The sequence below is a fragment of the Kordiimonas laminariae genome (assembly GCF_023008165.1).
Taxonomy (GTDB): domain Bacteria; phylum Pseudomonadota; class Alphaproteobacteria; order Sphingomonadales; family Kordiimonadaceae; genus Kordiimonas; species Kordiimonas laminariae.
This window is the reverse complement of record NZ_JAKQZA010000004.1, coordinates 93,927-119,934: the sequence shown is the minus strand read 5'-3', so window position 1 is coordinate 119,934 and position 26,008 is coordinate 93,927. Positions and strand designations below refer to the sequence as shown.

At 46.0% G+C, this 26,008-nt stretch carries 24 protein-coding genes and 1 pseudogene; 9 read left to right on the top strand and 16 right to left on the bottom strand.

Going from position 1 to position 26,008, the window contains the following annotated elements; translation table 11 throughout:
• Positions 1–36 precede the first annotated feature (36 nt).
• The 4 genes from MF542_RS09130 to MF542_RS09115 all read left to right on the top strand — a co-directional run bounded on the left by MF542_RS09130 (position 37) and on the right by MF542_RS09115 (position 3,071).
• The gene (locus MF542_RS09130; protein WP_247018286.1) at positions 37–483 is read left to right on the top strand and encodes a TRAP transporter small permease subunit; all 447 of its coding nucleotides are present in this window, start codon (positions 37–39) and stop codon (positions 481–483) included.
• A complete protein-coding gene (locus MF542_RS09125; RefSeq protein ID WP_247018284.1) occupies positions 483–2,063 on the top strand; it encodes a TRAP transporter large permease in 1,581 nt (526 codons plus the stop codon). Before MF542_RS09130 ends, MF542_RS09125 begins: the two co-directional genes overlap by 1 nt.
• Positions 2,064–2,122: 59 nt before the next feature.
• Entirely contained in the window at positions 2,123–2,563 is a 441-nt protein-coding gene (locus MF542_RS09120) for a thioredoxin family protein (protein WP_247018282.1), read from the top strand.
• A gap of 115 nt (positions 2,564–2,678) precedes the next feature.
• Positions 2,679–3,071 carry a VOC family protein gene (locus tag MF542_RS09115; RefSeq protein ID WP_247018280.1) on the top strand — a complete coding sequence of 131 codons (393 nt, stop codon included), beginning with the start codon at positions 2,679–2,681 and terminating at the stop codon, positions 3,069–3,071.
• A gap of 72 nt (positions 3,072–3,143) precedes the next feature.
• On the opposite strand, the gene parC is transcribed toward MF542_RS09115, so the two are convergent.
• The 10 genes from parC to MF542_RS09065 all read right to left on the bottom strand — a co-directional run bounded on the left by parC (position 3,144) and on the right by MF542_RS09065 (position 14,435).
• A complete protein-coding gene (parC, locus tag MF542_RS09110) occupies positions 3,144–5,393 on the bottom strand; it encodes a DNA topoisomerase IV subunit A (protein WP_247018278.1) in 2,250 nt (749 codons plus the stop codon).
• 186 nt (positions 5,394–5,579) lie between these two features.
• A complete protein-coding gene (locus tag MF542_RS09105; RefSeq protein WP_247018276.1) occupies positions 5,580–6,512 on the bottom strand; it encodes an alpha/beta fold hydrolase in 933 nt (310 codons plus the stop codon).
• Positions 6,513–6,522: 10 nt separating this feature from the next.
• Complete coding sequence (locus MF542_RS09100) at positions 6,523–7,737, bottom strand: serine hydrolase domain-containing protein (RefSeq protein ID WP_247018274.1); 1,215 nt, start codon at positions 7,735–7,737, stop codon at positions 6,523–6,525.
• Between the two features lie 209 nt (positions 7,738–7,946).
• Complete coding sequence (recO, locus tag MF542_RS09095) at positions 7,947–8,693, bottom strand: DNA repair protein RecO (protein WP_247018267.1); 747 nt, start codon at positions 8,691–8,693, stop codon at positions 7,947–7,949.
• Between the two features lie 22 nt (positions 8,694–8,715).
• On the bottom strand, positions 8,716–9,627 hold the full coding sequence (era, locus tag MF542_RS09090) for a GTPase Era (RefSeq protein ID WP_247018265.1): 912 nt from the start codon (positions 9,625–9,627) through the stop codon (positions 8,716–8,718).
• The gene (gene rnc / locus MF542_RS09085) at positions 9,627–10,289 is read right to left on the bottom strand and encodes a ribonuclease III (protein ID WP_247018263.1); all 663 of its coding nucleotides are present in this window, start codon (positions 10,287–10,289) and stop codon (positions 9,627–9,629) included. The genes era and rnc overlap by 1 nt, the downstream gene beginning before the upstream one ends.
• Before the next feature lie 6 nt (positions 10,290–10,295).
• The gene (locus MF542_RS09080) at positions 10,296–11,027 is read right to left on the bottom strand and encodes a pyridoxine 5'-phosphate synthase (protein ID WP_343264877.1); all 732 of its coding nucleotides are present in this window, start codon (positions 11,025–11,027) and stop codon (positions 10,296–10,298) included.
• Positions 11,017–11,544, bottom strand: coding sequence for a DUF2062 domain-containing protein (locus MF542_RS09075; RefSeq protein WP_247018259.1), 528 nt, complete (start codon positions 11,542–11,544; stop codon positions 11,017–11,019). Before MF542_RS09075 ends, MF542_RS09080 begins: the two co-directional genes overlap by 11 nt.
• Before the next feature lie 75 nt (positions 11,545–11,619).
• Entirely contained in the window at positions 11,620–12,204 is a 585-nt protein-coding gene (gene pyrE / locus MF542_RS09070) for an orotate phosphoribosyltransferase (RefSeq protein ID WP_247018257.1), read from the bottom strand.
• 89 nt (positions 12,205–12,293) lie between these two features.
• A complete protein-coding gene (locus tag MF542_RS09065) occupies positions 12,294–14,435 on the bottom strand; it encodes a RelA/SpoT family protein (RefSeq protein WP_247018255.1) in 2,142 nt (713 codons plus the stop codon).
• Between the two features lie 142 nt (positions 14,436–14,577).
• On the opposite strand from MF542_RS09065, the gene MF542_RS09060 reads away from it, so the two are divergent.
• Positions 14,578–15,399, top strand: a complete 822-nt coding sequence (locus MF542_RS09060) for an SDR family oxidoreductase (RefSeq protein ID WP_247018253.1) — start codon at positions 14,578–14,580, stop codon at positions 15,397–15,399.
• 86 nt (positions 15,400–15,485) lie between these two features.
• Here the strand turns inward: MF542_RS09060 and rpoZ are convergent.
• Positions 15,486–15,770, bottom strand: a pseudogene (gene rpoZ, locus MF542_RS09055) (DNA-directed RNA polymerase subunit omega); the annotation flags it as partial.
• Between the two features lie 122 nt (positions 15,771–15,892).
• Entirely contained in the window at positions 15,893–16,519 is a 627-nt protein-coding gene (gene folK, locus MF542_RS09050) for a 2-amino-4-hydroxy-6-hydroxymethyldihydropteridine diphosphokinase (protein ID WP_247018251.1), read from the bottom strand.
• A gap of 117 nt (positions 16,520–16,636) precedes the next feature.
• Here folK and MF542_RS09045 point away from each other — a divergent pair, with 117 nt between their 5' ends.
• Positions 16,637–17,215 (top strand): LabA-like NYN domain-containing protein, encoded by a 579-nt coding sequence (locus MF542_RS09045; protein WP_247018250.1) that lies wholly within the window; start codon positions 16,637–16,639, stop codon positions 17,213–17,215.
• A gap of 67 nt (positions 17,216–17,282) precedes the next feature.
• Entirely contained in the window at positions 17,283–17,918 is a 636-nt protein-coding gene (locus tag MF542_RS09040) for a uracil-DNA glycosylase (protein ID WP_247018247.1), read from the top strand.
• A 53-nt stretch (positions 17,919–17,971) separates the two neighbouring features.
• On the opposite strand, the gene MF542_RS09035 is transcribed toward MF542_RS09040, so the two are convergent.
• Positions 17,972–20,089, bottom strand: coding sequence for a TonB-dependent receptor (locus tag MF542_RS09035; RefSeq protein ID WP_247018245.1), 2,118 nt, complete (start codon positions 20,087–20,089; stop codon positions 17,972–17,974).
• A gap of 341 nt (positions 20,090–20,430) precedes the next feature.
• On the opposite strand from MF542_RS09035, the gene MF542_RS09030 reads away from it, so the two are divergent.
• Positions 20,431–21,204, top strand: a complete 774-nt coding sequence (locus MF542_RS09030) for a cyclic nucleotide-binding domain-containing protein (protein WP_247018243.1) — start codon at positions 20,431–20,433, stop codon at positions 21,202–21,204.
• Between the two features lie 2 nt (positions 21,205–21,206).
• Here MF542_RS09030 and smpB read toward each other — a convergent pair whose 3' ends face one another.
• From smpB to MF542_RS09015, 3 genes are all read right to left on the bottom strand, one after another.
• Positions 21,207–21,692, bottom strand: coding sequence for an SsrA-binding protein SmpB (gene smpB, locus MF542_RS09025; RefSeq protein ID WP_247018241.1), 486 nt, complete (start codon positions 21,690–21,692; stop codon positions 21,207–21,209).
• A 6-nt stretch (positions 21,693–21,698) separates the two neighbouring features.
• A complete protein-coding gene (gene dapA, locus MF542_RS09020) occupies positions 21,699–22,589 on the bottom strand; it encodes a 4-hydroxy-tetrahydrodipicolinate synthase (RefSeq protein ID WP_247018240.1) in 891 nt (296 codons plus the stop codon).
• A gap of 231 nt (positions 22,590–22,820) precedes the next feature.
• Positions 22,821–23,375: an EF-hand domain-containing protein gene (locus tag MF542_RS09015; RefSeq protein ID WP_247018237.1), complete on the bottom strand. Its 555-nt coding sequence runs from the start codon at positions 23,373–23,375 to the stop codon at positions 22,821–22,823.
• Between the two features lie 193 nt (positions 23,376–23,568).
• Here MF542_RS09015 and MF542_RS09010 point away from each other — a divergent pair, with 193 nt between their 5' ends.
• Complete coding sequence (locus MF542_RS09010; protein WP_247018235.1) at positions 23,569–25,947, top strand: M1 family metallopeptidase; 2,379 nt, start codon at positions 23,569–23,571, stop codon at positions 25,945–25,947.
• Positions 25,948–26,008 lie beyond the last annotated feature (61 nt).

The window sequence follows — 26,008 nt, the reverse complement described above, 5'->3', positions numbered from 1 at the left end:
ACCCTTATCGATGGGATTTTAGAAAAGAGCGGCCAAATGTTGGCCGTTCTTCCGCTTTTATTGGTGCTCGTACAGTTCGCAGTAGTACTACTTGTTTATGTTTTCTCATCTGGCAGCATTCAGTTACAGGAAAGTCTGCAGTATATAAATGCCGTTATGTTCCTTGGTGGTGCTGGATATACAGCTCTTAAAAACGAGCATGTGCGTGTAGACCTATTTTTCAGCAAATTCAGTGATCAAGGCAAAGCCAAAGTGAACTTCTTCGGCACCTTATTCCTTTTGTTCCCGTTTCTAACGCTCATGTGGGCTGCTGGCGTGCCTTATGTGCTTGATAGCTGGCGTATTCTGGAAACCAGTGTGGAATCGAGCGGGTTGCCTTTTGTGTATATTCTTAAAACAACGCTCTTACTGTTTGCCCTTACCATGACCCTTCACGGCATTGCAGATGCTATCAGAAGCTTCAAGCAAATGAGGGCAAACTAATGGATATGTCTCTTATTCTTACCATCAGCATGTTTATAACGCTGGTTGGGTTTCTGCTTTCAGGCTTTCCGGTTGCTTTCACACTTGGTGGTACCGGTTTGTTGTTTGGCCTTATTGGCATGGCGACAGGCACACTGGATTTCACCTTTCTTGAAATCCTGCCCAACCGCCTATTCAGTAATGTGATCAGGAACGAACTGCTATTTGCTATCCCGCTTTTCGTAAGCATGGGTGTAATGCTTGAAAAGTCCAACGTTGCAGAAGACCTGCTTGAAAATATGGGGCGCTTGTTTGGCCCGCTCAGAGGTGGTTTGGGTATTTCTGTAACCATTGTTGGCGCATTGCTCGCTGCATCCACCGGCATCGTTGGGGCAACCGTTGTTACGATGGGGTTATTATCCCTACCTACTATGATGCGCCGAGGTTATGATACATCGCTTGCCACAGGTTCTATCGCGGCGGCAGGTACGCTTGGGCAGATTATCCCACCTTCTATCGTACTTATTTTGTTGGCGGACGTGCTCTCTTCAGCATGGCAGCAAGCGCAGTTGAATAAAGGTGTGTTCTCTCCCACCCCGATGAGTGCAGGTGAACTGTTTGCCGGCGCGCTTTTGCCCGGCCTTGTGCTCGTTGGTCTCTATATTCTTTATCAGATTGTTACCGCTATTCTGAAACCGGATAGCAGCCCTGCCATTCCTCGCAAAGAAGGTGAAGCACTAGATAAAGCGTTTTACGGCAAACTTCTTATCGCACTTCTACCGCCGCTGGTGCTGATTGTTGCAGTATTGGGTTCAATTCTATCAGGCATTGCCACACCAACAGAAGCTGCATCTGTAGGGGCTATTGGCGCTATCCTACTAGGTGCTGCACGTTTAGATGATGGCACAAGGCGATTTGTATTTATTGCTGTCGCGGCTCTACTTTCCCTTCTCTTCATCGCCAGCCAGTTTGATCTACGTCAGTCGAGAGAGATTGTACCAACAAGTGATGTGATTGCGTTTTGGGCTGCTATTATTTTGACAGCCACATTTTTCATCTGCCTCGCTCGTGCTTTATGGAAAACATATAAAAGCAATATCCTGAATGAGGTAATGCTCTCCACCGTGCGTATTTCCACAATGATTTACGCTATTCTTATTGGCGCCTCGCTATTTGCCCTGGTGTTCCGTGGGCTTGGTGGTGATGATATCATTGAGAGTATGCTCCATAATCTACCTGGTGGGCAATTCACCGCGATCTTGTTGGTAATGATTTTGATGTTTGTATTAGGGTTCTTCCTTGATTTCATTGAAATTACTTTTGTTGTGGTACCTGTGGTAGCTCCTGCTCTTCTCGCAATGGACGGTACATACGGCCCTATCTGGTTAGGTGTTTTGATGGCTATGAATCTTCAAACCAGTTTCCTTACACCACCATTCGGATTTGCCTTGTTCTACCTTCGTGGTGTGGTGCCAGAAACCGTACCAACGTCGGCGATTTACAAAGGCGTAATACCCTTTGTTATCATCCAGATAATTGCTTTGGCACTGATTGCTGCTTTCCCTGAAACCGTTACATGGCTGCCTGAGCAACTGTTCTAGCGCTTTCTTCACAAACGTTTCATTTGCACCAGAGAGCCTTAGGCCTTAGGTGCAAATGTATGAAGATTTCAATGAAGAAAATTATTGCGAGTTTAGGTATTACTGGCGTTATTGCGGTGATGCTGTTTGGTAACCTGATTTATATGAACCTGCGCCCGGATGATCCTATCTTAGCTGGCTGGGAAGAATATGAACCAGCACGCTTTGAACAGTTGCAGGAACGCGGTGAACCGCTTCTCGTTGAGGTCTATGCATCATGGTGCCCAACATGCCTCCTGCAACACAAGGCATTTGAAGGCTTGGTTGAGGAAGGGAAGGCGCCAAAAATCCGCGCTATCCGTGTTGATTTTGATACAAATGAAGCTTTCAGACAGGCTCACAATCTTCACGGTACAGGATTGCTTATTCTTTTTGAAAACGGAAAAGAAAAAGCACGAGCTGCTGGCCTTGTAACAGGTGATAAAATTACAGCTTTCCTTGCAGAAAATGGTGTTTCTTAACCCTATTCAATCCTGAATAATCGCTATTCAAGAGATTAAAGAAGCCTGCTGACAATTTTTGGCATATACTCCGTTATAGTAAGCGCATTACTTACATACATGAGGGAGTATTTAAATGATTGGCTATACGACAGTAGGTGCAAACGATCTCGATAAGAGTGCCGCTTTTTACGATTCAGTTCTTGCTGAACTAGGTGCAAAACGCACGATGGAATTCGATGGTTTCATCGTGTGGGGTTCTGGTGACCCAACCGGTTCACCAGGTTTTTCCATTACAAAACCTTTTGACGGTAACGCCGCCAGTGTCGGCAACGGCGTGATGATTGCTCTTCTTGCCAAAGATCAAGATCAGGTTGCTGCTGTTTACAATAAAGCCATCGCTGAAGGCGGTAAATGTGAAGGCGAGCCAGGTTTCCGCGGCGATCCATCCATGGGCTTCTATGCAGCATATTTCCGTGACTTAGACGGTAACAAGCTAAATGCATTCTGCATGGCTCCTCAGGGCTAATTCCCACATTTATTCCTTACCCATTTGGTAGGAGCCAATAAAAAAGGCCGGAGTATTTCTCCGGCCTTTATTTTATCTGAACTTATTATTCCTCGGGAAACCCATCGGCGGAAGCCTTCCAGCATTCCCGCGCTTACCTGTCCAAGGAGCAAGCTCTGTTTCCGTACGCCAGCGATCACTGCTGCCACCCATCGGCCATGTAAGGCCTTCTTCACGGTGGAACATCATCACATCAGACATGCCGCCATCTTTATAGCGCTGAAGAGCAACACCCTGCCCGCGGTTCATAGTAGGAATTTCATCCACACCAAATACCAGAAGCTTACGGTTATCGCCAATCACGGCAACACTATCACCCACCACAGTGAAACAGTGAGTTGCAACAGCATCACCCGGCAGGTTCAGAATTTGCTTACCGCCCTTCTTCATAGCTACGGCTTGATCTGCTTCCAGAACAAAACCTTTACCAATAGAGGAAGCAACAAATATCTTCGCACCCGGCGCGTAAGGGATAAGCGCAACAACTTCATCGTTCGGGTCCATATCCACCATCAAGCGAACAGGCTCACCGTTACCGCGCCCGCCCGGCAGCTTATCACCGCCGATGGTGTATATCTTACCGTTCGTAGCGAAGAGGAAAATTTTATCTGTAGTATAAGCATGGAAACGGAATTGCTCCTCATCCCCATCCTTATATTTCAAGACTTCCTCTGGCTTCGTATGTCCTTTAAGTGCTCTGATCCAGCCGCGTTTCGAGCAAACAACCGTAATCGGCTCTTTCTCAATCATAGCTTCAAGTGGTACGGCCTCAGCAATTGGCGCTTCACCAAATGTAGAACGACGCTTACCAAGCTCGGTGGACTGACCAAATTTTTCTTTGACCTCAGTGAGCTTTTCACCCACAGCAATCCACTGCAAATCTGAAGATTCAATAAGAGCTAAAATGCCAGCACGTTCTTCTTCAAGCTTCGCATGCTCGGAACGGATTTCAACTTCTTCAAGCTTGTGAAGAGCGCGGAGGCGCATGTTGAGGATAGCTTCAGCTTGCACTTCGGTCAGCTTGAAGGTGCTCATCAAGCCACCTTTTGCATCATCCTCAAAACGAATGATACGGATCACTTCATCAAGGTTCAGATAGGCAATCAGATAACCAGATAGAATTTCAAGGCGGCGCTCAATCTTCTCGAGACGGAACCTGTTGCGGCGCAGAAGAACCTCAATCTGATGCTCAAGGAAACTATCTAGTGTTTCCTTGAGTGACAGCACTCTCGGACGGTTATCCAGTGCGATAACATTCAAGTTGAGAGAAAAACGCACCTCAAGCTCAGTAAGCTTGAAGAGGCTTTCCATGAGCATATTTTCATCAATCGTGCGGTTCTTCGGCTCAAGAACGATACGAATATCTTCCGCAGATTCGTCTCGAACATCCGTAAGAATTGGTAGCTTCTTATCAGAAATCAGATCAGCTATTTTCTCGATCAATTTCGATTTTTGAACCTGATAGGGAATCTCTGTAACAACAATCTGGTAAAGGCCGCGTGGCAGTTCTTCTTTTTCCCAGCGTGCTCTCAGGCGGAAACTACCTTTGCCCTGCTCGTAAGCGGCAATAATATTTTCACGCGGTTCAACAACCTGCCCACCCGTTGGGAAATCTGGGCCCTGAATGCTATCCAAAAGATCGCGCGTGGTAATTTCGATGGCTGGATTACGGCGCGCTTCAATAAGACGCTGCATACCATCCACAAGCTCACCAACATTATGAGGCGGGATGTTTGTTGCCATACCCACCGCAATACCAGTGGAACCATTCGCAAGAAGATTAGGGAATGCACCGGGGAAAACAACAGGCTCTGCGTCTTCACCGTCATATGTCGGGCGAAAATCTACCGCATCTTCCTCAAGGCCTTCCATAAGCTTGGCAGCAACCTCGGTAAGACGCGCTTCTGTATAACGCATAGCCGCCGCGTTATCGCCGTCGATATTACCGAAGTTCCCCTGCCCGTCTACAAGTGGGAAACGAACTGAGAAATCCTGTGCCAAACGCACAAGAGCATCATAAACGGATTGGTCACCATGTGGGTGATATTTACCGATAACATCACCAACAACACGGGCACATTTTTTGTAGCCTGTTTTTGGATCCAGCTTCAAAAGGCGCATCGCATAAAGCAAGCGTCTGTGTACTGGTTTCAGGCCATCCCGCACATCAGGCAATGAACGAGACATAATCGTGGAGAGTGCGTACGCCAGATAGCGCTCGCTAAGGGCATCGCTAAACGGTGCCTCTACAATGTTTTCACTGAAATTAGGTTCACTACTCATGCAGTGACTATAGCAATCAAAATCCGCTTGGCTACTATGATCTTGCTGTTTTCCACAATTTGTTTGGAGTTAACAAAACCGCTTAACGGATAAGCTGTATTAGAGTGCCCGAAAACGTTGTCACAGCCCTAATAAAACCATCCATACAGGTCATCAAGGCTGTGACATAAAAGCTAATATTAGCTTCTATTTTTCAGATCTATTGGCAGGATCTCTAACCTCTCGGCGAGTTTCAGCTGTGAAAGCCCAATCGCGACGGTCAATCCTGATTTCAGAAGTTGGGATGGTATAGTCTTCATCAGCCAGTTTACGAATACCTTTGGCAAAGGTTATCTGGCGTGCCCAAGGAATTTCATGCCCCATACCTTCGATCTTAACCGTCTCTCTATACGCAGCACTCGTGATATATTTTTCCATGTAGGATACATTACCGTACGGAACAAGCAGATCAGCGGTACCGTGCATGATAATGGTGGGCGCTGTGATCGTGCTAAGTTTGCTCTTCATTGCCTCAAGTTGCTTGGGAAGAGATAAAAGTTCCCGGTTCAAGATAAGCAGATCTTTAGGCACGAACCATGAAACAACTGGCGCATTCCCTAGCTTTTGAACAAAAACTGGATCAGGCTCCAACTCTGGGTCCATAGAGGCAGCAGCCAGCATCAACCCGCCTATTTTATCACCATGACGAATAGCAACCATCGCAGCAATCGGACCGCCAGAGGAATGCCCAACAACAATCGGCTTCTGGCCATTTTTCTCTATCAGTAGCGGCGCAATAGCATCAGCCTGTGCCTCAAGAGATGCTAGAAGTTTATACGGCGTTGTTTCACCGTATCCAGGACGGTCGACAACCACATATTCCATATCCGCGGGTGCATTACGAATAGTACGGTAATAATCAGCCGCTTGGCCGGGTGTTCCGTGCAGAATTATTACTCTACGGCCACTGCTCTGTGATTTCAGGTAAGATACATTAAATGTACCGTCGCTGGTTTCAGCGGCAACTGAGCCACGCTCTACATACTCGTTGCCCTTAAAAAAACTCTCATTTCCCGACGCACAAGCAGCCAAGGCAAAGAAACCAACGGAAGCAACAAAGATTCTTACTGTTTTTTTCATCATACTTCCCCTACTGCGCTTGCTTACTATCTGATGAAACAGGTTTATAATCAGGTTCTAAAAGTACCCGAACAAAAGCTGGTAGAGCCTGCCTAGCCTCACGGCTCAGTGGGGTATTTCCTGCAAATATGACAACCGTGTCTTCCACCGGAAAATAGTGATATGTAACCTTAAAGGCTGGTAGATTGGCGCGAATAACGCTCGATCCGATATTAAATATCCACGGCGTACCAGACCATGTTTCAGAAACCTGAATACCATAAGCCGCATCGATATCTGCCTCAAAAGCTTCAGGTATAGCGGTATGTCTTTTATGAAGAAGCTTGAGCGAAGCGTTAGAAAGGACTTTTCCACCATATAGTGCAGTATGCCATTTATATAAATCGCTCGCAGTTGATAGCAGGCCCATACTTCCCTGTATATAAGGTGGGAGTTTTCCTAATTTGTTAAGGCGTTCTGGTAAGTTACCCCAGTTTTCTCCATCTTCACCTACATACCCATTTGCAATCCGTGACTTATCCCAATCAGGCAGAAGATATCCGGTATCGGTAATACCCGCTGGATCAAAAAGGTTTTCCTTGAGAAACGCTTCAAATGACTGGCCGGATTGTTTTTCAATTATAAGGCTTAGAAGACCGTAGCCTTCACTAAATTCGATAACCCTATCACCCGGCTTAAAACTAAACTTTGGCAGATATACGGCTGGGCTAATTTCATTCTCTGCGGAGAACACATCCTTTAAAAACTCATCCGTATCGATAGTTTCGAAGGCATCCCATTCTTCTACACTCAACAGCCCGGGGGTGTGAGTAAGTAGATGGTGAACAGTAATATCCTGCTTATCAACCGGTACATTATCAAAGAATTTACCAAGTGTATCCGAGAGGCTTAGTTTACCCTGCTCCGCTAACTTAAGTATAGCAGCCGCCGTAAAATACCGTGTCAATGTACCTGTTGAATATACGGTATCTAGCGTGTTGGGTATTTTGTTTTCCCGGTCAGCAAACCCATAGCCTTGCGCGTGAACGATCCTGCCGTCTTTAGCGATAAGTAACGTTCCAGAAAATCCCTCTGTAATATGTTCATTCAAAAAGCTTTTCAGCTTTTCATCGCTTGTTACCTTCGCAGTAATATTTATGTCTGAAGAAATACCCTGTGTGGTTATTAATCCCACCAACAAGCCAGCACTCGCAACCTGGCGAGCGGCCATTTTTAAGCTAATCATCTAGCTTTCTCCCTAACTGTCGCGTCGTATTTAGTTATATATTTATAGTTGAGGAATTTTACCTCAAGACATGCCTAACACACCGAATAAACACGTATTTTTCACTAAAAATCACAACCATGTGATGCATAGTCGTGCATTTACACACTAGGCGATTGATATAAAATCAACCCTAAAATACGAGAAATAGTTGGAAGAAAATACCCCAACTAGGAAAGGGTATGCTTTTGAAGGCTTGAAAGAAAACGCTCTCTAGCAGCTGGCTGCCCACCAGTTCGAACAGCCCATACATACCGATCCAGAAAATACCCGGTAAGCCGAAGGGCTTCCACACTGGCCTGCATATCAATTTTACCCTCACCAGGTGAAGCAAGAAATGCCGGTAAACTTAGTAACTTGTCACGGTACAAAAAACCCGCCTCTTCAGAAACAGCACGGCCAGACTTTGGAGAAACATAGATAAGATTTTCGGTCGAACCTGTACCTGCACATTCGCTCAGGTCAAGGCCGTAGCCAAGCTCTTGCAATATTCCAAGTTCAAGCTGCGAAAAGGCTGCCCCCCACCCTTCAAGTGAGCTATCAGACGCTTCTAAAAGCTTAACAATCGCGCCCAAGCCTTCATAAACACTAAGATGTGGCTCACGCTCTGTCATGGTAGTCACCACAACAGATGTAACGGCCGCAAGTGCTGCCAAGCGGTTACCATCACCAAGCATATTACCAAGAGGGCTGTGAAGTAGTTCAACGGTGAAACGGCCTAAATTGGTTTCTAACCTTGAACGCCAATTTACGGAAAGGAAATTACCAGCCTGAAGGTTCGCTTTATTACGGCGCCCCATACCGCCTTTAATAAAACCACGAGCACGCCCATGGTTTTTGGTCATAATCTCAAGAACAGCATCACTCTCGCCAAGGCGAGTGGCAGAAAGAACAATCCCTTCATCCTGCCATTCCATACCTACGTTCCTGATCTCTGCTTTAATTTACGAAATCTAAACCCATACCTTCATACATGGATTTATCATCGGCCCAGCGTTCTGTCACTCGAACATGTAGGAACAAATGCACACGGCGTTGGAACTCTTCTTCCATTTCTTCGCGTGCCATCTGGCCCAGGGTTTTCAGCATACTGCCGCCCTTACCGATGACAATACCCTTCTGAGTTTCACGCTCAACATGGATAACCTGTTCAATGCGTACGGAGCCGTCTTTGCGGTCTTCCCACTTCTCGGTTTCCACTGTTGTGGCGTAAGGCAGTTCATCGTGCAGGCGAAGATATACTTTTTCCCGTGTAATTTCCGCTGCAAGAATTCGCATTGTTGTGTCGGAAAGCTGGTCTTCTGGGTACATCCACGGGCCTCTTGGCGCTTTATCAGCAAGGAACGCTTTAAGGTCAGCAACACCTTCACCGTGAAGGGCAGAAATAAGGAAAGTATCTGTGAAGATGCCATGCTCGTTACATTCCTGAATAAGCGCGAGAAGGCCATCCTTTTTCATGCCATCAATTTTATTCAACACGAGAATAACTTCACGCCCAGTATTTTTCAGGCCCTCAACGATATGCTCAACCTCTTCTGTAATGCCTTTACGAGCATCAATCATCAGAACAGTTGTTTCTGCATCCTCAGACCCTTTCCAGGCTGCGCTGACCATCGCGCGGTCAAGCCTGCGTTTTGGTGCAAAAATACCCGGTGTATCAATGAACACCAATTGAGTTTCTTCATGCATACCGATACCGGTGATGCGAGTACGTGTGGTTTGTACCTTATGCGTAACAATCGCAACCTTTGCACCCACAAGCGCGTTCAAAAGCGTTGATTTACCTGCGTTTGGCGCACCAATTAGCGCCACAAAACCGCATTTAGTTTCAGCTGTCTGGTTTTCAGACATTATTTCTCTCCTGCAAGGATACTAAACAGTGCCGCTGCTGCAGCTTGTTCCGCAATCCTTTTCGCGCTGCCTTGTGCACGGGCAGAGCCCTTGCCTTTTACAGTCGCTTCAATTGTAAAAACTGGTTGGTGATCAGGACCTGATCTTTCAACAACCTCATATTTGGGAAGTGCGGTCGCACGGGCCTGACACCATTCCTGAAGCAGGGTTTTGCTGTCTTTCACAACATCCTGATCTTCATTCATCATAGGTATCCAGTGCTTCCGGATAAATTCTTCTACAACACCAAAGCCCGCATCTAGATACATGGCACCAATAATGGCTTCACATACATCCGCCTGCACGGCTTCTTTATCGCGTGTTCCTTCTGTTTCAGCGCCAGGCGTTAACTTGATCGCTTTAACAAGATCAAGTTTCTTAGCCATCTCCGCCAGAGTTTCCTTCCGCACAAGTGAGGTAAAACGGCGGTTAAGCTGCCCTTCCGCTTCACTTGGATAGGCTTCTAGAAGCCATGTGGAAACTGCAAGACCGAGAACACGGTCCCCTAAAAACTCAAGCCGCTGGTAGTTATATGTGCCTGATAAGGATGGGTGTGTTAGTGCCTCATCCAGCAAACTTGCTTTAGTAAAAGTATATCCGGCGATTTTCTTCAGTGGTGCCATTCTATTTTATGCTCTCGCTTCATCCATATGCCGGCGCATCTCTTTCACAGACGCCTCAAGGCCGTGGAAAATCGCCTCACCAATCAGGAAGTGGCCAATATTCAGTTCGCGTAATTCCGCAATCGCTGCAATAGGGCCAACTGTATCATAGCTGAGGCCGTGGCCCGCATGCATTTCAAGGCCATTTTCATAGCCGTAAGATGCAGCTTCTTTGATACGAATGAGCTCTTCCTCACGCGCCTGGCCTGTAAGATCACAGTATGCACCTGTGTGAATTTCCACCACGGGCGCACCAAGAGACAGCGCTGCATCAAGCTGCGCTTTATCAGCATCCAGGAATAAACTCACACGGATACCCGCTTTATTCAGTTCTGAAACATAATGCTTCAAACGATTATGCTGCCCTGCTGCATCAAGGCCGCCCTCCGTTGTGAGCTCTTGCCGTTTTTCTGGCACCAAACAACAAGCATGAGGCTTATGGCGCAGTGCGATTTCAAGCATCTCGTCAGTCGCTGCCATTTCAAAATTCAGAGGAACCGTTAACACATCAGCAAGTGTTGCAATATCTTCATCAGAAATATGGCGGCGATCTTCACGCAAATGAGCGGTGATGCCATCAGCTCCCGCTTTAACTGCTAAGCCTGCGGCACGTACCGGATCGGGATGGCGAATACCACGCGCATTTCTAATAGTGGCTACATGATCAATATTCACACCTAAGCGAAGTCTATGCACTATCCTTTTCCTCTTCTTTCATCACTGTTTCTGAGGACCTTATTTTTGCTTTTTCTTCCATCTTCAAGCGGCGACTATCACGGTACCCTGAAATCAATCCTCTAAAGGCGAAGTAAAACAGGAACCAAACAATAACTGCAACTGGAAAACCACCGACAATCAAAGGAAATACAACGGGCAAAAATGAGGCAAGATACCCAAACGGATCATCTGCCATCGCGCCCATATCCCATGGAGGAACTTCAGCAGTTACATCAGTACCCAGTATAGCTGAGCCAATTTGGCTGGTAAGCGCGAAAATAAAAGGGAATGTCCATGGGTTACCAATAGCCGTACCGATAGCTGACGCAAGTAAATTACCCCGCACCATCCAAGCAACTGCAAACCCCATCAAGAAATGAAGGCCAAGAAACGGTGTAAATGAAACGGCCGCACCGGAAGCGAACCCCGCAGCAATGCTATAAGGTGTTCCCGGCAACCGAGCGATACGGTACCAGATATAAAGCCACGCTCTTTTCAAGCCTGAGCGCGGCCAGAAAAAATCTACCGTTTTTTGCCAAAAAGTAAGTGGGGTCCGCCGCTTAAATACCATGGATTATGATTTCAGCCCACGGCTACCAGGTTTAATTGCTGGAATTTCAGCAAGCTCAACAGGTACATCTTCAGGCTTATATGTTGGCGCATCAATAGTTGCGAGCGCTGTAACTGGCGCACCAACTTCAGCACGGCCACCGGAACGGTTAATCAAGCAGCCCGCTGCCACAACTTCACCACCCCATTCAGTGATGGTTTTAATACATTCTCGAGAAGACAAACCTGTCGTGATGATATCTTCCATCATCAGGATTTTCGCGCCTTTTGGAATTTCGAAACCGCGACGGAGCGCGAATTCACCATCTACTCGTTCGGTAAAAATACCAGGAACGCCAAGCTGACGAGCAACTTCATATCCAACGATAACGCCCCCCATCGCCGGGCTCACCACAAGATCAACTTCTACACCAGTTGCCTTTAGTTTCTCAGCAAAAGCAGCACACAAGCGACCAGCGCGTTGTGGGTCCATCAGAACTTTTGCACACTGCAGATAAACAGGGCTGTGAAGGCCCGAAGACAGCTTGAAGTGACCTTCAAGCAGAGCGCCTGCCGCGCGAAATTCATTCAATACAGCTTCCTGATCCATTGCTGGCTCCTGATAAGTGAAATTATTTATCTGCGCGGATAGTACCCGCGCGAAGGTTCGTCAAGTCAAATACGCTTAAGTGGGACGAATTATCCCAAAACCCGATCAACTCTACTGATTACACGGCTAACCCTTAAGGCTCTGGTGATATCGTTCAGGTGTTTCACATCTTTCACTTCAATATCTATGATCATTACATAGAACTCGGGATCACGCTGTGGGATTTCAAGGTTTGAAACGTTACCACCCGTCTTGGAAACTGTTGCAGCAATTGCCGCTAAAGCGCCGCGTTCGTTCACCACTTCAAGGCGCAGCCGGCCAGTATAGAAAGCGTCACTGTCTTCCTCACCTTCTTCCCAGCGTAAGTCGAGCCACATTTCTGGCCGATCATCGAATTCAGAGAGCCTTGAGCAGTCGATAGTGTGAATTTCCGCTCCCTGCCCCGGAACACGAAGCCCGACGATACGGTCACCCTTCACAGGGTGGCAACATGAAGCCAACTGAACCGCTGACCCCCTCGTGATTCCTGAAATCGGAATAGCGCCGTCATCGATCTGCTCCCAATCCTGGTGAACATTAGGAAGGCCTTCATTCCGAGCATCTTCTTTAAAGCCCGGGAAAGCGGCCCGCAGAATTTCTTCCTCAGAAAGAGTTCCTTGCCCGACAAGAGCAAAGAGCATATCCGCGTCAGACAAGTTAAGAACGCTCGCCGCTTCTTCAATTACACGACCCGAGAAATCAAGGCCGTTCCGGCGGCAAGCTTTCTCGATAAGTGTTTTCCCTAACTGACTATATTCTTCATGTTGCTGGAAGCGCACATGCCTTCGAATAGCAGAGCGGGCTTTACCCGTTACGACAAAACTATCCCACCGCGGTGAAGGCGCTTGCCCCTTTGACGTCAATATCTGAACCTGATCACCATTATCAAGCTGGTGGCGAAGGGGCACCATACGGCCGTTTACCTTCGCGCCAACACAGTGGTCCCCTACCTCGGTATGTACTGCATAAGCAAAATCTACAGTAGTTGAACCACGCGGCAACGGCACTAGTTCGCCCTTCGGAGTAAAGCAGAATACTTTATCCTGATACATAGCCAGCTTAGTGTGTTCCAGGAACTCTTCTGGATCATGTGTATGATCAAGAATTTCAAGAAGTTCCCTGATCCAGCGGTATTGAGAGCCCTCAGCATTTTCAGCTTTCTGTTTATACTGCCAGTGTGCAGCAACCCCGATTTCCGCTTCTTCATGCATATCATGGGTACGAATTTGTACCTCAAGCTTGTTGTTATGTGGACCAATCACTGTTGTGTGGATCGAGCGGTAGAAATTCTGTTTCGGAAGCGAGATATAATCTTTAAAGCGCCCTAGTACCATCGGCCATTCACCGTGGACGATACCGAGAGTGCGGTAACAGGTAGAAACATCATCCACCATAATACGGAAGGCCATCACGTCTGAAAGCTGCTCAAAGCTGATGTTCTGCCGCTCCATTTTCCGCCAGATGGAATATGGGCGTTTGATACGGCCACTAACTTTGGCTTCAATACCATTTTCTTTAAGAAGTTCCGTTAGCGCCGCTACCATGTCAGCTTCAAGATTAGGGCTTTCTTCAATAAGATAATGGAGCCGTGCATTGATGGATTCCATCGCCTCAGGGTCCATATGCGTAAAAGCAAGATGCTCAAGTTCATCTTTCAGCTCATGCATACCAATGCGTTCAGCGAGCGGCGCGTATATATCAAGCGTTTCCTTGGCAATCCGCTTGCGTTTTTCGATTTTCTTGATGTGCCCTAACGTACGCATGTTATGCATACGGTCAGCAAGTTTAACCAAAAGCACGCGGATATCATTAGACATAGCAAGAAGAAACTTCCTGAAGTTCTCTGCCTGCCGCATGCTCTCGGTCTGCATTTCAATTTTCGAGAGCTTGGTAACACCGTCCACCAGTTCAGCTACCTTGGGGCCAAAGAGCTCATGGATTTCGTCAATGGTTGCAACTGTATCTTCCACTACATCATGGAGAAGTGCCGTAGCGATCGTATCACAATCCAGCTTCATATCCGTTAGGATACCAGCCACTTCAAGTGGATGAGAAAAATAAGGGTCACCAGACGCTCTCGTCTGACTACCATGAGCTTTCATCGCAAATACATAGGCACGGTTAAGGAGAGCCTCATCCACGTTTTTATCGTAGGCTCTTACAAGGTCAACTAACTCAAACTGACGGATCACGCGGCAACCTTTACTCTTTTAATTCATCTAACTGATAGCAATACTCTTTTCGAGAAAGAATTTCAGCCCATTTATTATGCTATGGTAAAATTCATTAACAGTTACCGAAGAAGTGTGGGAAATTTTCAAGCGGAGGGACTTTATGTCTGAGCTCAAACCTCAAACAGGCATGCTCGAAGGGCAAGTGGCATTCATCACCGGCGGCGGCAGCGGCATCAACTTAGGCATTGCAAAAAACATGGCAGCAGCAGGTGCGAAAATAGCTATCTGTGGCCGCACTTTTGAAAAACTGGAAAAAGCGGCAGAAGAAATTAGAGAACACGGAGTGGATGTATTCCCTGTTGCAGCCGATGTACGCGATCTTGAAGCCATGGAAAAAGCTTTTGTGGAAACCAAAGCCACACTGGGTACCGTATCAATTGTTGTTGCAGGTGCCGCAGGTAACTTTATGAGCAAGGTAGAAGACCTTAGCTACAACGGTTTTAAAACAGTTGTAGATATTGACCTGATCGGATCATTCAACACAGCAAAAGCTGCGCATGAACAACTCAAGGAAACTAAAGGTTCCATCATCTTTATCTCGGCGGGACAATCGCTCGATGGTTACAGCCATCAAGCGCATGTATGTGCAGCCAAGGCTGGCATCGACAAACTCATGAAAACACTGGCTATTGAATGGGGACCACAAGGTATTCGTTCAAACAGCATTATCCCTGGCCCTATTGACGGCACCGAAGGCATGAAACGCCTTAGCTCTCCTGAAACTCTTCCAATGCTTATACAAAGCGTACCTGCCCGCAGGCTTGGTAGTGTAAATGATATTGGCCAAGCGGCCGTGTTCCTATCCTCAAACCTTGCAGGATATATCACAGGTGCAGTACTTCCTGTTTGTGGCGGACAAACACTTGGGGGATCAGGCCTCTTTAACTTTGCGGCAGACCAGTTCCACAAGCCAGCAAAATAATCCACTAAACTTCAGGCAATAAAAAACCCGGCTCTAAGGCCGGGTTTTCTTTAGATATGAACTCAGAATTACTCTGAAGCTGGAGCCTGATCTTCCATACCAGCCATAAGAATAGACATATCCACTTCTTCCGGCTCATCAGACTCAACAACTTTACGCATACCATGAATTACTGATTCAGTCAGATCATTTGCCTGAACATGTTCATCAGCAATTTCACGCAGAGCAACAACTGCGTTTTTATCGTTATCACGCTCTACAAGGAGCGGAGCACCAGAAGAAATCTGGCGAGAACGCTGTGCAGCAGCAAGAACCAAATCAAAGCGGTTATCTACCTTGTCAACGCAATCCTCAACGGTAACGCGAGCCATTCATTATCTCCAAAATTCTTTAATTGTGGCGTGCTATAATGCGCACTGCCGCCATATAAGCGCCTGCTTATACATATACACTTCCTTACTGTAAAGGAATGAATCTGCCTTTCAAAGGCTATTTATTGGTTTTCTTTCATTTTCCTGATATGAGGCATTTGTTCCACAATCAAATCTGCCTTCATCATTTCTTTTACAGTCCGCCCAAGAACCGGGTGTTTCCAATCGCCCGCGATCTCTGACAAAGGGGCTAATACAAAAGCTCTTTTATGCAAACGTGGATGCGGCACGACAGGTTCCGCCAGAATTGCCGCCGGATCAGTATCATTCACAACCTCTTGCCACGCCTTGGCATTCGGGAACACACTATCACCGTATGCCAGTATATCGATATCAATGGTTCTGGCGCTCCACCGTTCAGCTGGCTGCCTCCCAAGCTTTACTTCAAGCTCCTTAATCAATCCTAACAGCACATCACACCTATGAGTGGTGCACCCTATAACTGCAGCATTTATAAAATTAGGCTGCCCTGAAACCGGCACTGGCTCTGTTTCAAAAAATGGCGAGACAGCGGTAATCTCAATTTTCAGGTTCTGCATCAATTCTATACTTTCACGTACAGTTTGAAGCGGACTACGCTGGCCAGAAGGCAAATTTCCACCAAGACCCAGTAATATTTTTACTTTTTCCGCCTTCACCCAAAATACCTTTTCAAGAACAGGCCTTTCACTTAACCATAATTTTACCAAAAGTTAACTGCCTGCGGTCAATATTAGTTTATGGTACATTTAACCGTAATGTGTAGTTACCTACACTATTTTGTACAAATATACTTCTGCGCGTATTTTTTTTGATAGGAACTCAAAATGTTGATTTATCCTGAAGAACGCATTGCGTTGTTTATAGACGGGGCTAACCTATATGCAACTGCTCGTGCCCTCGACATGGAAATAGACTATAAAAGTTTGCGTGAACATTTCTCCCAAAAGGGTCGATTGGTTCGCGCTTTTTATTATACGGCTATTTTGGAGGATCAGGAATATTCACCACTTCGTCCTCTTATTGATTGGCTTGATTATAATGGCTTCACTCTGGTTACCAAACCAGTGAAAGAATTCACTGATGAAAATGGTCGCCGTAAAATCAAGGGCAATATGGATATCGAAATTGCTGTGGATATGCTCAACATTTCAGAAAACCTTGATCATGTGATCCTGTTCTCCGGCGATGGTGACTTCCGCAGACTCCTCGAAGCAGTGCAGCGCCGCGGTGTAAGAGCCACTGTTGTGAGCTCCAATAAAACACAGCCCTCCATGATTGCTGATGAGTTAAGACGCCAAGCTGACCAGTTCGTTGACCTGATTGACCTTAAGGACATGATTGGCCGCCCTGCATCAGGCCGCCCAGAAAATGATCCATGGGATTCAGAATTCGGAGAAGACTAAAACTCTTCCCTATTTTAAAGAAGGCGGCTTATGATGAGCCGCTTTTTTTATGCCTACGAGATATACCATGCCTGAATTGATAGAGCCTGAAAAACACTGTAATACATGCCCTCGCCTAACGACCTTCAGGCAAGAAAATAGAGAGCTATATCCAGATTATCACAATGGTGCCGTGAACAATATTGGCCCAATGGACGCCGAGATTATGATCCTGGGCCTGGCCCCAGGGCTTCAAGGCGCCAACAAATCAGGCAAACCTTTTATCGGTGATCAATCCGGGGACTTACTCTATGCCACACTAAGTAAACTCGGTTACACCAACGGCGAATTTCATAACGGAAATGCATTCACGCTAAATAGAGCCTTAGTCACAAATGCGGTGAGATGTGTCCCTCCACAAAACAAACCCACGGCAGCTGAGATCAACAATTGCCGCCCTTACCTTCTTTCATTAATCGATAATATGCCGAAGCTGAAAGTGATTTTTGCTTTAGGCAAGGTGGCGCATGATACGGCGCTTAGAACTTTTGGCCTTCAAGTGTCGGCACATAAGTTCATGCACGGTTGCGAATATAATTTGAGAGAGGGCCTGTGGCTTGTCAGCAGCTATCATTGCTCGCGCTATAACCTGAACACTAAAGTGCTAACGGAAGAAATGTTTCTCAGCGCCCTTAACCAAGCTCAGAAACTATCAACGCAATAAAAAAGGCCGGGAAACATCCCGGCCCTATTCATTCAATAACTAGAACTTTAAGCCTAGAAACGACCCGTGATAGAGAAACGAGCGTTAAGCGGTGCACCAACTGTAATGTTGTTTGCATTGTGTGAATTTGGGAAATATTCTGTATCAGTTAGGTTTTCCACGTTCACCTGTAGGCGTACACTGTCGTTTAGATCGTAATATGCAGCAGCATCGATACGAACAAAGCTCGGTAGCGTTACAGAGTTACCGTTATCTGAGAAGCTTTCATCCTGGAATGTAAGACCAGCACCAAGACCAAAACGCTCAGTTACCTGATAATTAGTCCACACGTTGATTGTGTGTTCAGGCAGCTCGCGTACGCGGTTGCCATTAGTTTGGTTACCTTCAAGATAGCTATAGCCGGCAGATACGAACCACTCATCAGTAAGTTGGCCAAGCACTTGTACTTCAATACCTCGAATTTCACTCTCGATAATATCAAGCTGACCAGCATCCGCATCGGATACAACTGGTGATCTCTGCTCAACTTCAAACAAAGCGGCAGTAAAACTCAGGCTATCAGCGAAGTCCCACTTCAGACCAACTTCAATATTCTGGAATGTATCTGGATCAAGCGCCTCTGTCGTCTGGTTAATATTAGCAAACTGCTCACCAGAACGCGGGAGGAAGCTCTCACTGAAGCTACCGTAAATCGAAATATTTTCCTGTGGCTTGAACACAAGACCTAGACGTGGAGAGAATTCTGAATCTCTACGCTCACGAATTTCTCTCTCTCCAGTGTTGATGAATGTTTCAACATTATCAACACGGATTTTGAAGGTATCGAAACGACCACCAATGATAAGATCTAGCTTATCAGAGATTTCAATCTGATCCTGAATATATAGAGAGAATACTTCAAGGTCAGCTTCGGTATCATCATTCAAGTCAACCGAGAAATCATTTGTTGTTGCTTCGCCAGCAGCATTAGTACCAACACCGTTATTCAGGCTTAGTGGGCGTGTCGCGAGGAATGTTTCGCGGTCATCTTGTGAGCCACTAAAGAATGAATTGAAACGGTCATTATTGTTAACTGTATCAATGTACTCAGCACCAGCAAGAATAGTGTGACCGAAACCACCAAAATCAACTTCACCAATTAGGTTTGAAGACAAAATCAGGTTCTTACGCTGTGTGGTGTCAACATAACCGTCAAGTGTAACTTCATTTGATGCCGCATCGTAAGCAACAGGGAAGAAGTTTGAATAGAGCTTGTCATAATCACCGTATGACGCACTAAAGTTACCTTTAAAGCTATCATTGAACTGGTGCTCAACGCTGGCGCGGAAAACATGTGCATCAAGCGTTGTAGTATTAATGTCAGGATCGCCAAATGTAATATCTACAAGCTCTTCAGCTGGGCGACCATTCACAGATGGGATACCGCGGTCTATGAAGCGCTGGTTATCAATATATTCATACGAAAGGTTAACTGTTGTAGCTTCCGAAAGTTCAAACTTAAATGTTGGATTAATACCAATACGCTCACCATCATAGAAATCACGGTGGTTATTGAGTTCTTCATAATATGCATTCAAGCGGAAGGCAGTTTTTTCGCTAACAGCCAGATTGTTATCAATCTGAAGATCAAACGCACCGAAAGTATCTACGCTTGCTTTATAACCAAAGAAGTCTTCGCCGATTACGCCTTTTTTCGTCACACGGTTCAGAACACCACCTGTACCACCACGACCAAACAAAAGCGCATTAGGGCCACGAAGGATTTCAACCTGCTCAAGGTTATAGAAAGAGCGGTAATACTGAACATCATCGCGTACACCGTCGATATAGAAGTCCGCTGTTGAACGTACGCCACGGAAAACTACTGCATCACGGTGACCTTCACCTTGTGAACTATTCACACCAGGAGTGTAAAGAACCAGGTCACTAACGCTTGTAAAGCCTTGGCGGATGATCTGATCAGCAGAAATGATTGAAAGGCTCTGCGGTACATCGATAATCGGTGTTGGTGTTTTAACAGCGTTAATCTTGTCTAGAGACAGATAACGGCCTTCAACAATGATTTCATCAATATCATCAGCGTTCTGCTGCGCAACTTCTGCAGCATTTACAGCAGTTGCACCGATAAGCAGTGCGGCAAGCGCTGTACCTGATTTAAGATTGAAGTTCATAGTAACTCCTATGGGGACAGAGTGGTTTAACAAGTTATGGAGGCCGTCTAGCATTTCATATAATGATTTTGCAAATCACTCTTACCTAGAAACATGAAACTTGAGATCAATTCTCATTATCTGTTGCAAAAATGCATCGAACCATTTCCGTAACAAGATCCTACGCCCTACACCATTAAGGAGAATAAAACTGGCAATTCACGCAAAGAAACAAAATATGAAGAATATAATGAAATATCGTAATAGATTGAAACCATTGATTAATATCTCTATTCTATCATACAGAATTGTACATAAATAAATACCATTCCACGGTTGTTCATATATCTATAGGGAACAAAATGAGCGCTGAAAGTTCATTAGGTGAAGAACGTTTCTTCCAAAAAGGGGACACCATCTATCGGCAAGGTGCTGAAAGCGATGGCGTCTATATGATTATGGAGGGTCAGGTGGAAATCTGGCGGCAGGAAGGAGATGATGCTTACCATGTAGCCACTATTGGCGAAGGAGAACTACTAGGTGAAGTAAGCGCTATCAAACAACAGTCTCACTCCGTTACCGCAAAATCATCTGCTGATAGAACAACCACACTCTTCATTGAGGCAAATGCCTTCAGGCGCAGCTTCTCTGATCCGCTCGTTCGCCACGTTGTGCACACCCTTGCAGCTCGCCTGAGGAACAGTTACAGCGTTGTACAAGCTATTCAGGCAGAGAGCGAACATCAAATACAGCACTTCAAAAGCGAATACCCTACAATTGAAGGGCTTTCTCGGCTCGTTGCAGATAAATTCCTTACCTATGTAGAGCTTAAAGACTTCCCTTTTGGCATTGGGAATATATCCTCAAAAATGCAGCATAGCCTCGTTAGCCCCTCCAGCCTGAAAGTGCCACTCCACGGCATTCCAGAACTTAGCGATAATCACTTCGAAGTATTGCGAAGAGACGGCGGCTATATTGTCCGGGATATGGGTAGCCAGCAAGGCACTATTGTTAACGGCAAAAGCATCAGCAAATACAGTACATCGGCAACAGCTAAGCTACGTCCAGGAAAGAATGAAATTATATGTGGCAGAGCTGATAGCCCGGTAAGGTTTGCGATAACCATCCCAGCCTAAGATTAGGAATGGTCTTTCATCAAGCGAGCTTTCTGCCTGTTCCAATCACGCTGCTTTTCAGTTTCACGTTTATCATGAAGCTTCTTACCTTTGCCAAGGCCAAGCTCAAGCTTTGCCCTACCCTTCTCGTTAAACACGATGCGAAGCGGTACAAGGGTCATGCCTTCACGTTGAATGGCACCACCAAGTCGGCTGATTTCGCGCTTATGCATCAAGAGCTTACGGGGTCTGCGTGGTTGGTGATTAAAACGGTTACCGTGTGAAAACTCAGGGATATGTGCATTAATCAGCCAAAGTTCGCCATTTTTTTCTTCAGCATAACTTTCTCGAATATTAGCTTCACCACTGCGCAGTGATTTAATCTCGGTACCAGTGAGCACAATGCCCGCCTCAAATTCATCCTGAATACTATAAAGGTGACGGGCTTTACGGTTATCTGCAGCTATACGGCTTGGGGCTTTATCTTTTTTCTTCTTTTTTGCAGCCACGTTTACTTATCCAAAATCAACAGTTTCCAGTTCTAGATCTTCCACAGCTTTACGGATAGCAGTCTTTGCTTCATCAGAAACTGGCAAGATCGGCATACGAACTGTAGCACCACATGTGCCAATGAGCGAGCCTGCATATTTTGCAGGCGCCGGACTTGGTTCCATAAACATTGCACGGTGAAGAGGCAAGAGCTTATCTTGTAACTCTAACGCTTTCGCAAAATTACCAGCTAGTGTGGCTTCCTGGAATTCAGAGCACAGTTTTGGGGCAACATTAGAAGAAACACTAATGCTACCAACGCCGCCCATTGCATTAAAGCCAAGCGCAGACGAATCGTCACCAGACAGTTGAACGAACTCAGGGCCCATTGCCGCCCGTTGATCTGTGCAGCGGTTCATATCACCTGTCGCATCTTTCACACCAACAATACGTGGCAGTTCAAATAAACGCGCCATTGTTTCAACCGACATATCAACCACAGAACGACCCGGAATATTATAAATAATAATCGGCAGATCAGCAGCATCATGAATGGCCTTAAAGTGCTGATAAAGCCCTTCTTGACTTGGCTTATTATAATAAGGCGTTACGATCAAAGCCCCATCCGCCCCAACCTTTTCAGCGTGCTGAATAAAGCCCACCGCTTCAACGGTATTATTAGAGCCTGCTCCCGCGATAACAGGCACGCGCTTATCTGCGGCTTCCACACAAAGCTGAACAACAAGCTTGTGTTCTTCGTGCGTAAGTGTCGGGCTTTCCCCTGTTGTGCCTACAGGCACCAAACCATGTGTTCCTTGTTTTATCTGCCAATCCACAAATTTCTGGAAAACAGAAGTATCAACACTGCTGTCATCTTTCATTGGTGTAATTAGCGCTGTGATAGAACCTTTAAACATGGTGAATGCCCTATATATTTCAGAATTTTGCGGCACACTAGCGCTCGCCTCACAAAAGGGCAAGTCTCAGAAGCCATTGAACACCATCTGTTGATCAATAATTTCTTATCCAACAACCAACAATTCCGAAGCAAGGCAAAGATTGGGCAGTCATTTTAATAAAAGAAACGCCCGAAGGCAAAGTTAAGGGGGCTTCGGGCGTTTCAAACACATCAGGCTAAAAGCGAGGATTTAGCCACGATGTTTCCGTTTATGCTTCCTATGGCGCTTCTTCGCGAATTTAGCTTTCGCTTCTTTCGCTTCTGCCATTGTTACCGAGCCATCACCGTTACCATCCATACGCTTGAACATATGGATCATACGTGACCCAAATTCTTCCACAGACAAACGCTCATCACCATCACGATCATGGCGCGCCATAAATTTCATACGAGTTGGCTTCCAGTCATGCATTTTCTTCATGAAAGCATCTGTATCTTCCACACCCTTTTCTTTAAGGCGCTTTTCCATTTTCTCTTTTTTCTTTTCAAGCTTTTTGGACCGTTTTTCGCCCATTGGCATTTCTTTAGGAAGTTCATCAAGAACAATAAAACCATCACCGTTCTTATCAAACTCGGCAAACTTGCTTTGCACCTGTGCCATCATTTCCGTGTGAGACACTGCACCATCGCCGTTAGTGTCAGCTTTTTTAAAACGTTCCCCATATCCCTCTGCCATGGCTGCTGTACCTGCAAAGCCGAACGCTGCAGCCATAAGAGACATTTTCAAGACTGTCTTGCTTTTCATTATCATCCTCCGTCGCGACCATTTCATTGGTTTTGATGTTAATTACATCTCAGATACGAAAAGCTCTTTTGCTCCCCTTCGAAAAAAATAAAAAAACTGTTAGAAGGTAACTTGCCTAACAGGCTGCCCCATCCTACTCTCGCCCCTAACTTAGAAAAGTTTCACACAATTAAAATACCTTGGGGAGAAACACATGCGTATTTGGGGCTTAATGTTAGCCGCATGTATTGCTTTGCCCGCGGCAGCGCAGGTTGAGCAAACTAAAGGCAACTTTGTCGATAAATTCCGTCAGCTTGAGGAACAGTTACCAACACCAAATGTGTACCGCACAGGTTCTGGTGCACCTGGTCACGAATACTGGCAGCAGCAAGTAGATTATAAAATCAAGGTGTCGCTGGATGAAAAAAAGCGCACGATCACTGGCTCAGAGAATATTAAATATATTAACAACTCTCCTGATACGCTCACCTATCTCTGGCTTCAGATGGATCAGAATAAGTTCTCAAAACACTCTGATGCTTTTGAGACAATGACCCAAAGCGACCGCGCCAAAAAACGCCTAAGCTATTATGCGATGGATTATATTGCACGGACCAAAGGTACAGACTGGGGTTTTCATCTCACAAAGGTGGAATCAAAAGGCAAGAAGCTCGATTACGTGGTCAATGACACCATGATGCGTATTGACCTGCCTAAGCCTTTAGCACCGGGCGCAAGCATCGAGTTTGATATCGATTGGTGGTACCATATCCCTGAAGCTAAAAAGATGGGTGCACGGGGCGGTTTCGAACCTTATGAACGTCATGGCAATGATGTTTATTTCATCGCACAGTGGTTCCCTCGCCTCGCGGCATACACTGACCTTGCCGGTTGGGAACACAAACAATTCCTCGGCACAGGTGAATTCACACTTGAGTTCGGCGATTATGACGTGGAAATCACTGTTCCTGCTGATCACATCGTTGGCTCAACCGGCGAACTGCAAAACGCCAAGCAAGTTCTAACAAAAGAACAACGCGAACGCTTTGAAGCAGCTAAAACCGCCGAGCGCCCTGTTTTCATCGTGAACCGTGAAGAAGCATTGGAGAATGAAAAAGAAGGCACAGACAATACGAAAACATGGCGTTTTAAGGCCGAAAATGTTCGTGATTTTGCCTTCGCATCTTCTCGTAAATTCGTATGGGACGCATGGGGCGTGAAAATGCCTGAATCTGACCGCACTGTTCTTGCAATGTCTCTTTACCCAGAAGAAGCAATGCCGCTTTGGGATAAATACTCCACACAGTCAATTGCTCACACGCTTGAAACATACAGTCGTTATTCAATTGAATATCCGTACCCTGTTGCCTGGTCAGTAAATGGTCCGATCGGTGGCGGTATGGAATATCCAATGATCACATCAAATGGCCCACGCCCAACCATCACCAAAGATAAAGACGGTGAAGAAGAGCGTACATATAGCCGCCGCGCAAAATACGGCCTGATCTCCGTGATTATTCACGAAATTGGCCATGTGTATTTCCCAATGGTTATCAACTCCGATGAGCGTAACTGGGCATGGATGGATGAAGGCTTGAACAGTTTCCTCCAATCTCGTGCCGAACGCGAATGGCAAGAATACTATCCATCTCGTTATAGCCATCCACGTGCAGCTATTCCTTATATGCAGAGTGAAAACCAAACACCTATCATGACCCAGTCTGATAGCATTCTTGGCTATTTCCCTAATGCCTATATCAAACCAGCTGTTGCACTGAATGTTCTCCGCGAAACAGTGATGGGTAGAGAGCTGTTTGACTTTGCCTTTAAAGAATATTCAAAACGTTGGGCCTTTAAGCGCCCTTATCCAGCTGATTTCTTCCGCACCATGGAAGATGCTTCAGCTCAAGACCTGGACTGGTTCTGGCGCGGTTGGTTCTATTCTACGGACCATGTGGATATTGCCATTAATGGTCTTACACACGCACGCCTCGCACAAGATCCTGAAACCGAAGCACAGATTAAACGAGAGAAAGAACTTTCAGACCGTGATTACATCGCTGAGCTCCGCAACCAGGCTGAAGGCATCAACACACGCGTGAACAAATTCCCTGAATTGCTTGATTTCTATAATGAGTACGATCAGTTCACCGTGACAGAAAGTCAGAAAAAAGGCTATGAGCGCAAGCTTAAAGGCCTCAAAGACTGGGAACGTGAACTTTTGCAACACGGCCATGAAATCTATTTCATTGATTTCGAAAACATCGGCGGTTTAGTGATGCCTCTCGTCCTCGCGATTGAATATACAGACGGCACTACTGAAGAGCTTCGTATACCTGCTGAGATCTGGCGTAAAAATGCCAAGAAAGCCACAAAAATGCTTGTACGCGATAAAGAGATCAAAAACATCATACTTGATCCACATCACGAGCTTGCCGATGTGGAAATGGCAAACAACTATTGGCCTGAACGCGCTATGGAAAGCCGCGTTGAAATGTTCAAAGGCTCCGCGCGTAAGAACCTGATGCAGCGCGTACTCGCCGATAAAAAGCGAGCAGAAAAAGCCGCCAAGGCAAAAGCCAACAAGAACTAATAATTCTAGTTTAAATTGGATAAAGAGGGGTTTAGGCCCCTCTTTTTTGTTGTTAACAGAA

Bases quoted from the DNA above. Each gene is read 5' to 3' on its own strand.
- MF542_RS09030 (WP_247018243.1), top strand. From the start codon at position 20,431: ATGAGCGCTGAAAGTTCATTAGGTGAAGAACGTTTCTTCCAAAAAGGG.
- MF542_RS09115 (WP_247018280.1), top strand. From the start codon at position 2,679: ATGATTGGCTATACGACAGTAGGTGCAAACGATCTCGATAAGAGTGCC.
- MF542_RS09040 (WP_247018247.1), top strand. From the start codon at position 17,283: ATGCCTGAATTGATAGAGCCTGAAAAACACTGTAATACATGCCCTCGC.
- era (WP_247018265.1), bottom strand. From the start codon at position 9,627: ATGTCTGAAAACCAGACAGCTGAAACTAAATGCGGTTTTGTGGCGCTA.
- dapA (WP_247018240.1), bottom strand. From the start codon at position 22,589: ATGTTTAAAGGTTCTATCACAGCGCTAATTACACCAATGAAAGATGAC.
- MF542_RS09060 (WP_247018253.1), top strand. From the start codon at position 14,578: ATGTCTGAGCTCAAACCTCAAACAGGCATGCTCGAAGGGCAAGTGGCA.
- rnc (WP_247018263.1), bottom strand. From the start codon at position 10,289: ATGGCACCACTGAAGAAAATCGCCGGATATACTTTTACTAAAGCAAGT.
- MF542_RS09130 (WP_247018286.1), top strand. From the start codon at position 37: ATGTTGGCCGTTCTTCCGCTTTTATTGGTGCTCGTACAGTTCGCAGTA.
- MF542_RS09035 (WP_247018245.1), bottom strand. From the start codon at position 20,089: ATGAACTTCAATCTTAAATCAGGTACAGCGCTTGCCGCACTGCTTATC.
- MF542_RS09105 (WP_247018276.1), bottom strand. From the start codon at position 6,512: ATGAAAAAAACAGTAAGAATCTTTGTTGCTTCCGTTGGTTTCTTTGCC.
- MF542_RS09015 (WP_247018237.1), bottom strand. From the start codon at position 23,375: ATGAAAAGCAAGACAGTCTTGAAAATGTCTCTTATGGCTGCAGCGTTC.
- recO (WP_247018267.1), bottom strand. From the start codon at position 8,693: ATGGAATGGCAGGATGAAGGGATTGTTCTTTCTGCCACTCGCCTTGGC.
- MF542_RS09120 (WP_247018282.1), top strand. From the start codon at position 2,123: ATGAAGATTTCAATGAAGAAAATTATTGCGAGTTTAGGTATTACTGGC.
- MF542_RS09045 (WP_247018250.1), top strand. From the start codon at position 16,637: ATGTTGATTTATCCTGAAGAACGCATTGCGTTGTTTATAGACGGGGCT.
- MF542_RS09125 (WP_247018284.1), top strand. From the start codon at position 483: ATGGATATGTCTCTTATTCTTACCATCAGCATGTTTATAACGCTGGTT.
- MF542_RS09100 (WP_247018274.1), bottom strand. From the start codon at position 7,737: ATGATTAGCTTAAAAATGGCCGCTCGCCAGGTTGCGAGTGCTGGCTTG.
- MF542_RS09010 (WP_247018235.1), top strand. From the start codon at position 23,569: ATGCGTATTTGGGGCTTAATGTTAGCCGCATGTATTGCTTTGCCCGCG.
- parC (WP_247018278.1), bottom strand. From the start codon at position 5,393: ATGAGTAGTGAACCTAATTTCAGTGAAAACATTGTAGAGGCACCGTTT.
- pyrE (WP_247018257.1), bottom strand. From the start codon at position 12,204: ATGGATCAGGAAGCTGTATTGAATGAATTTCGCGCGGCAGGCGCTCTG.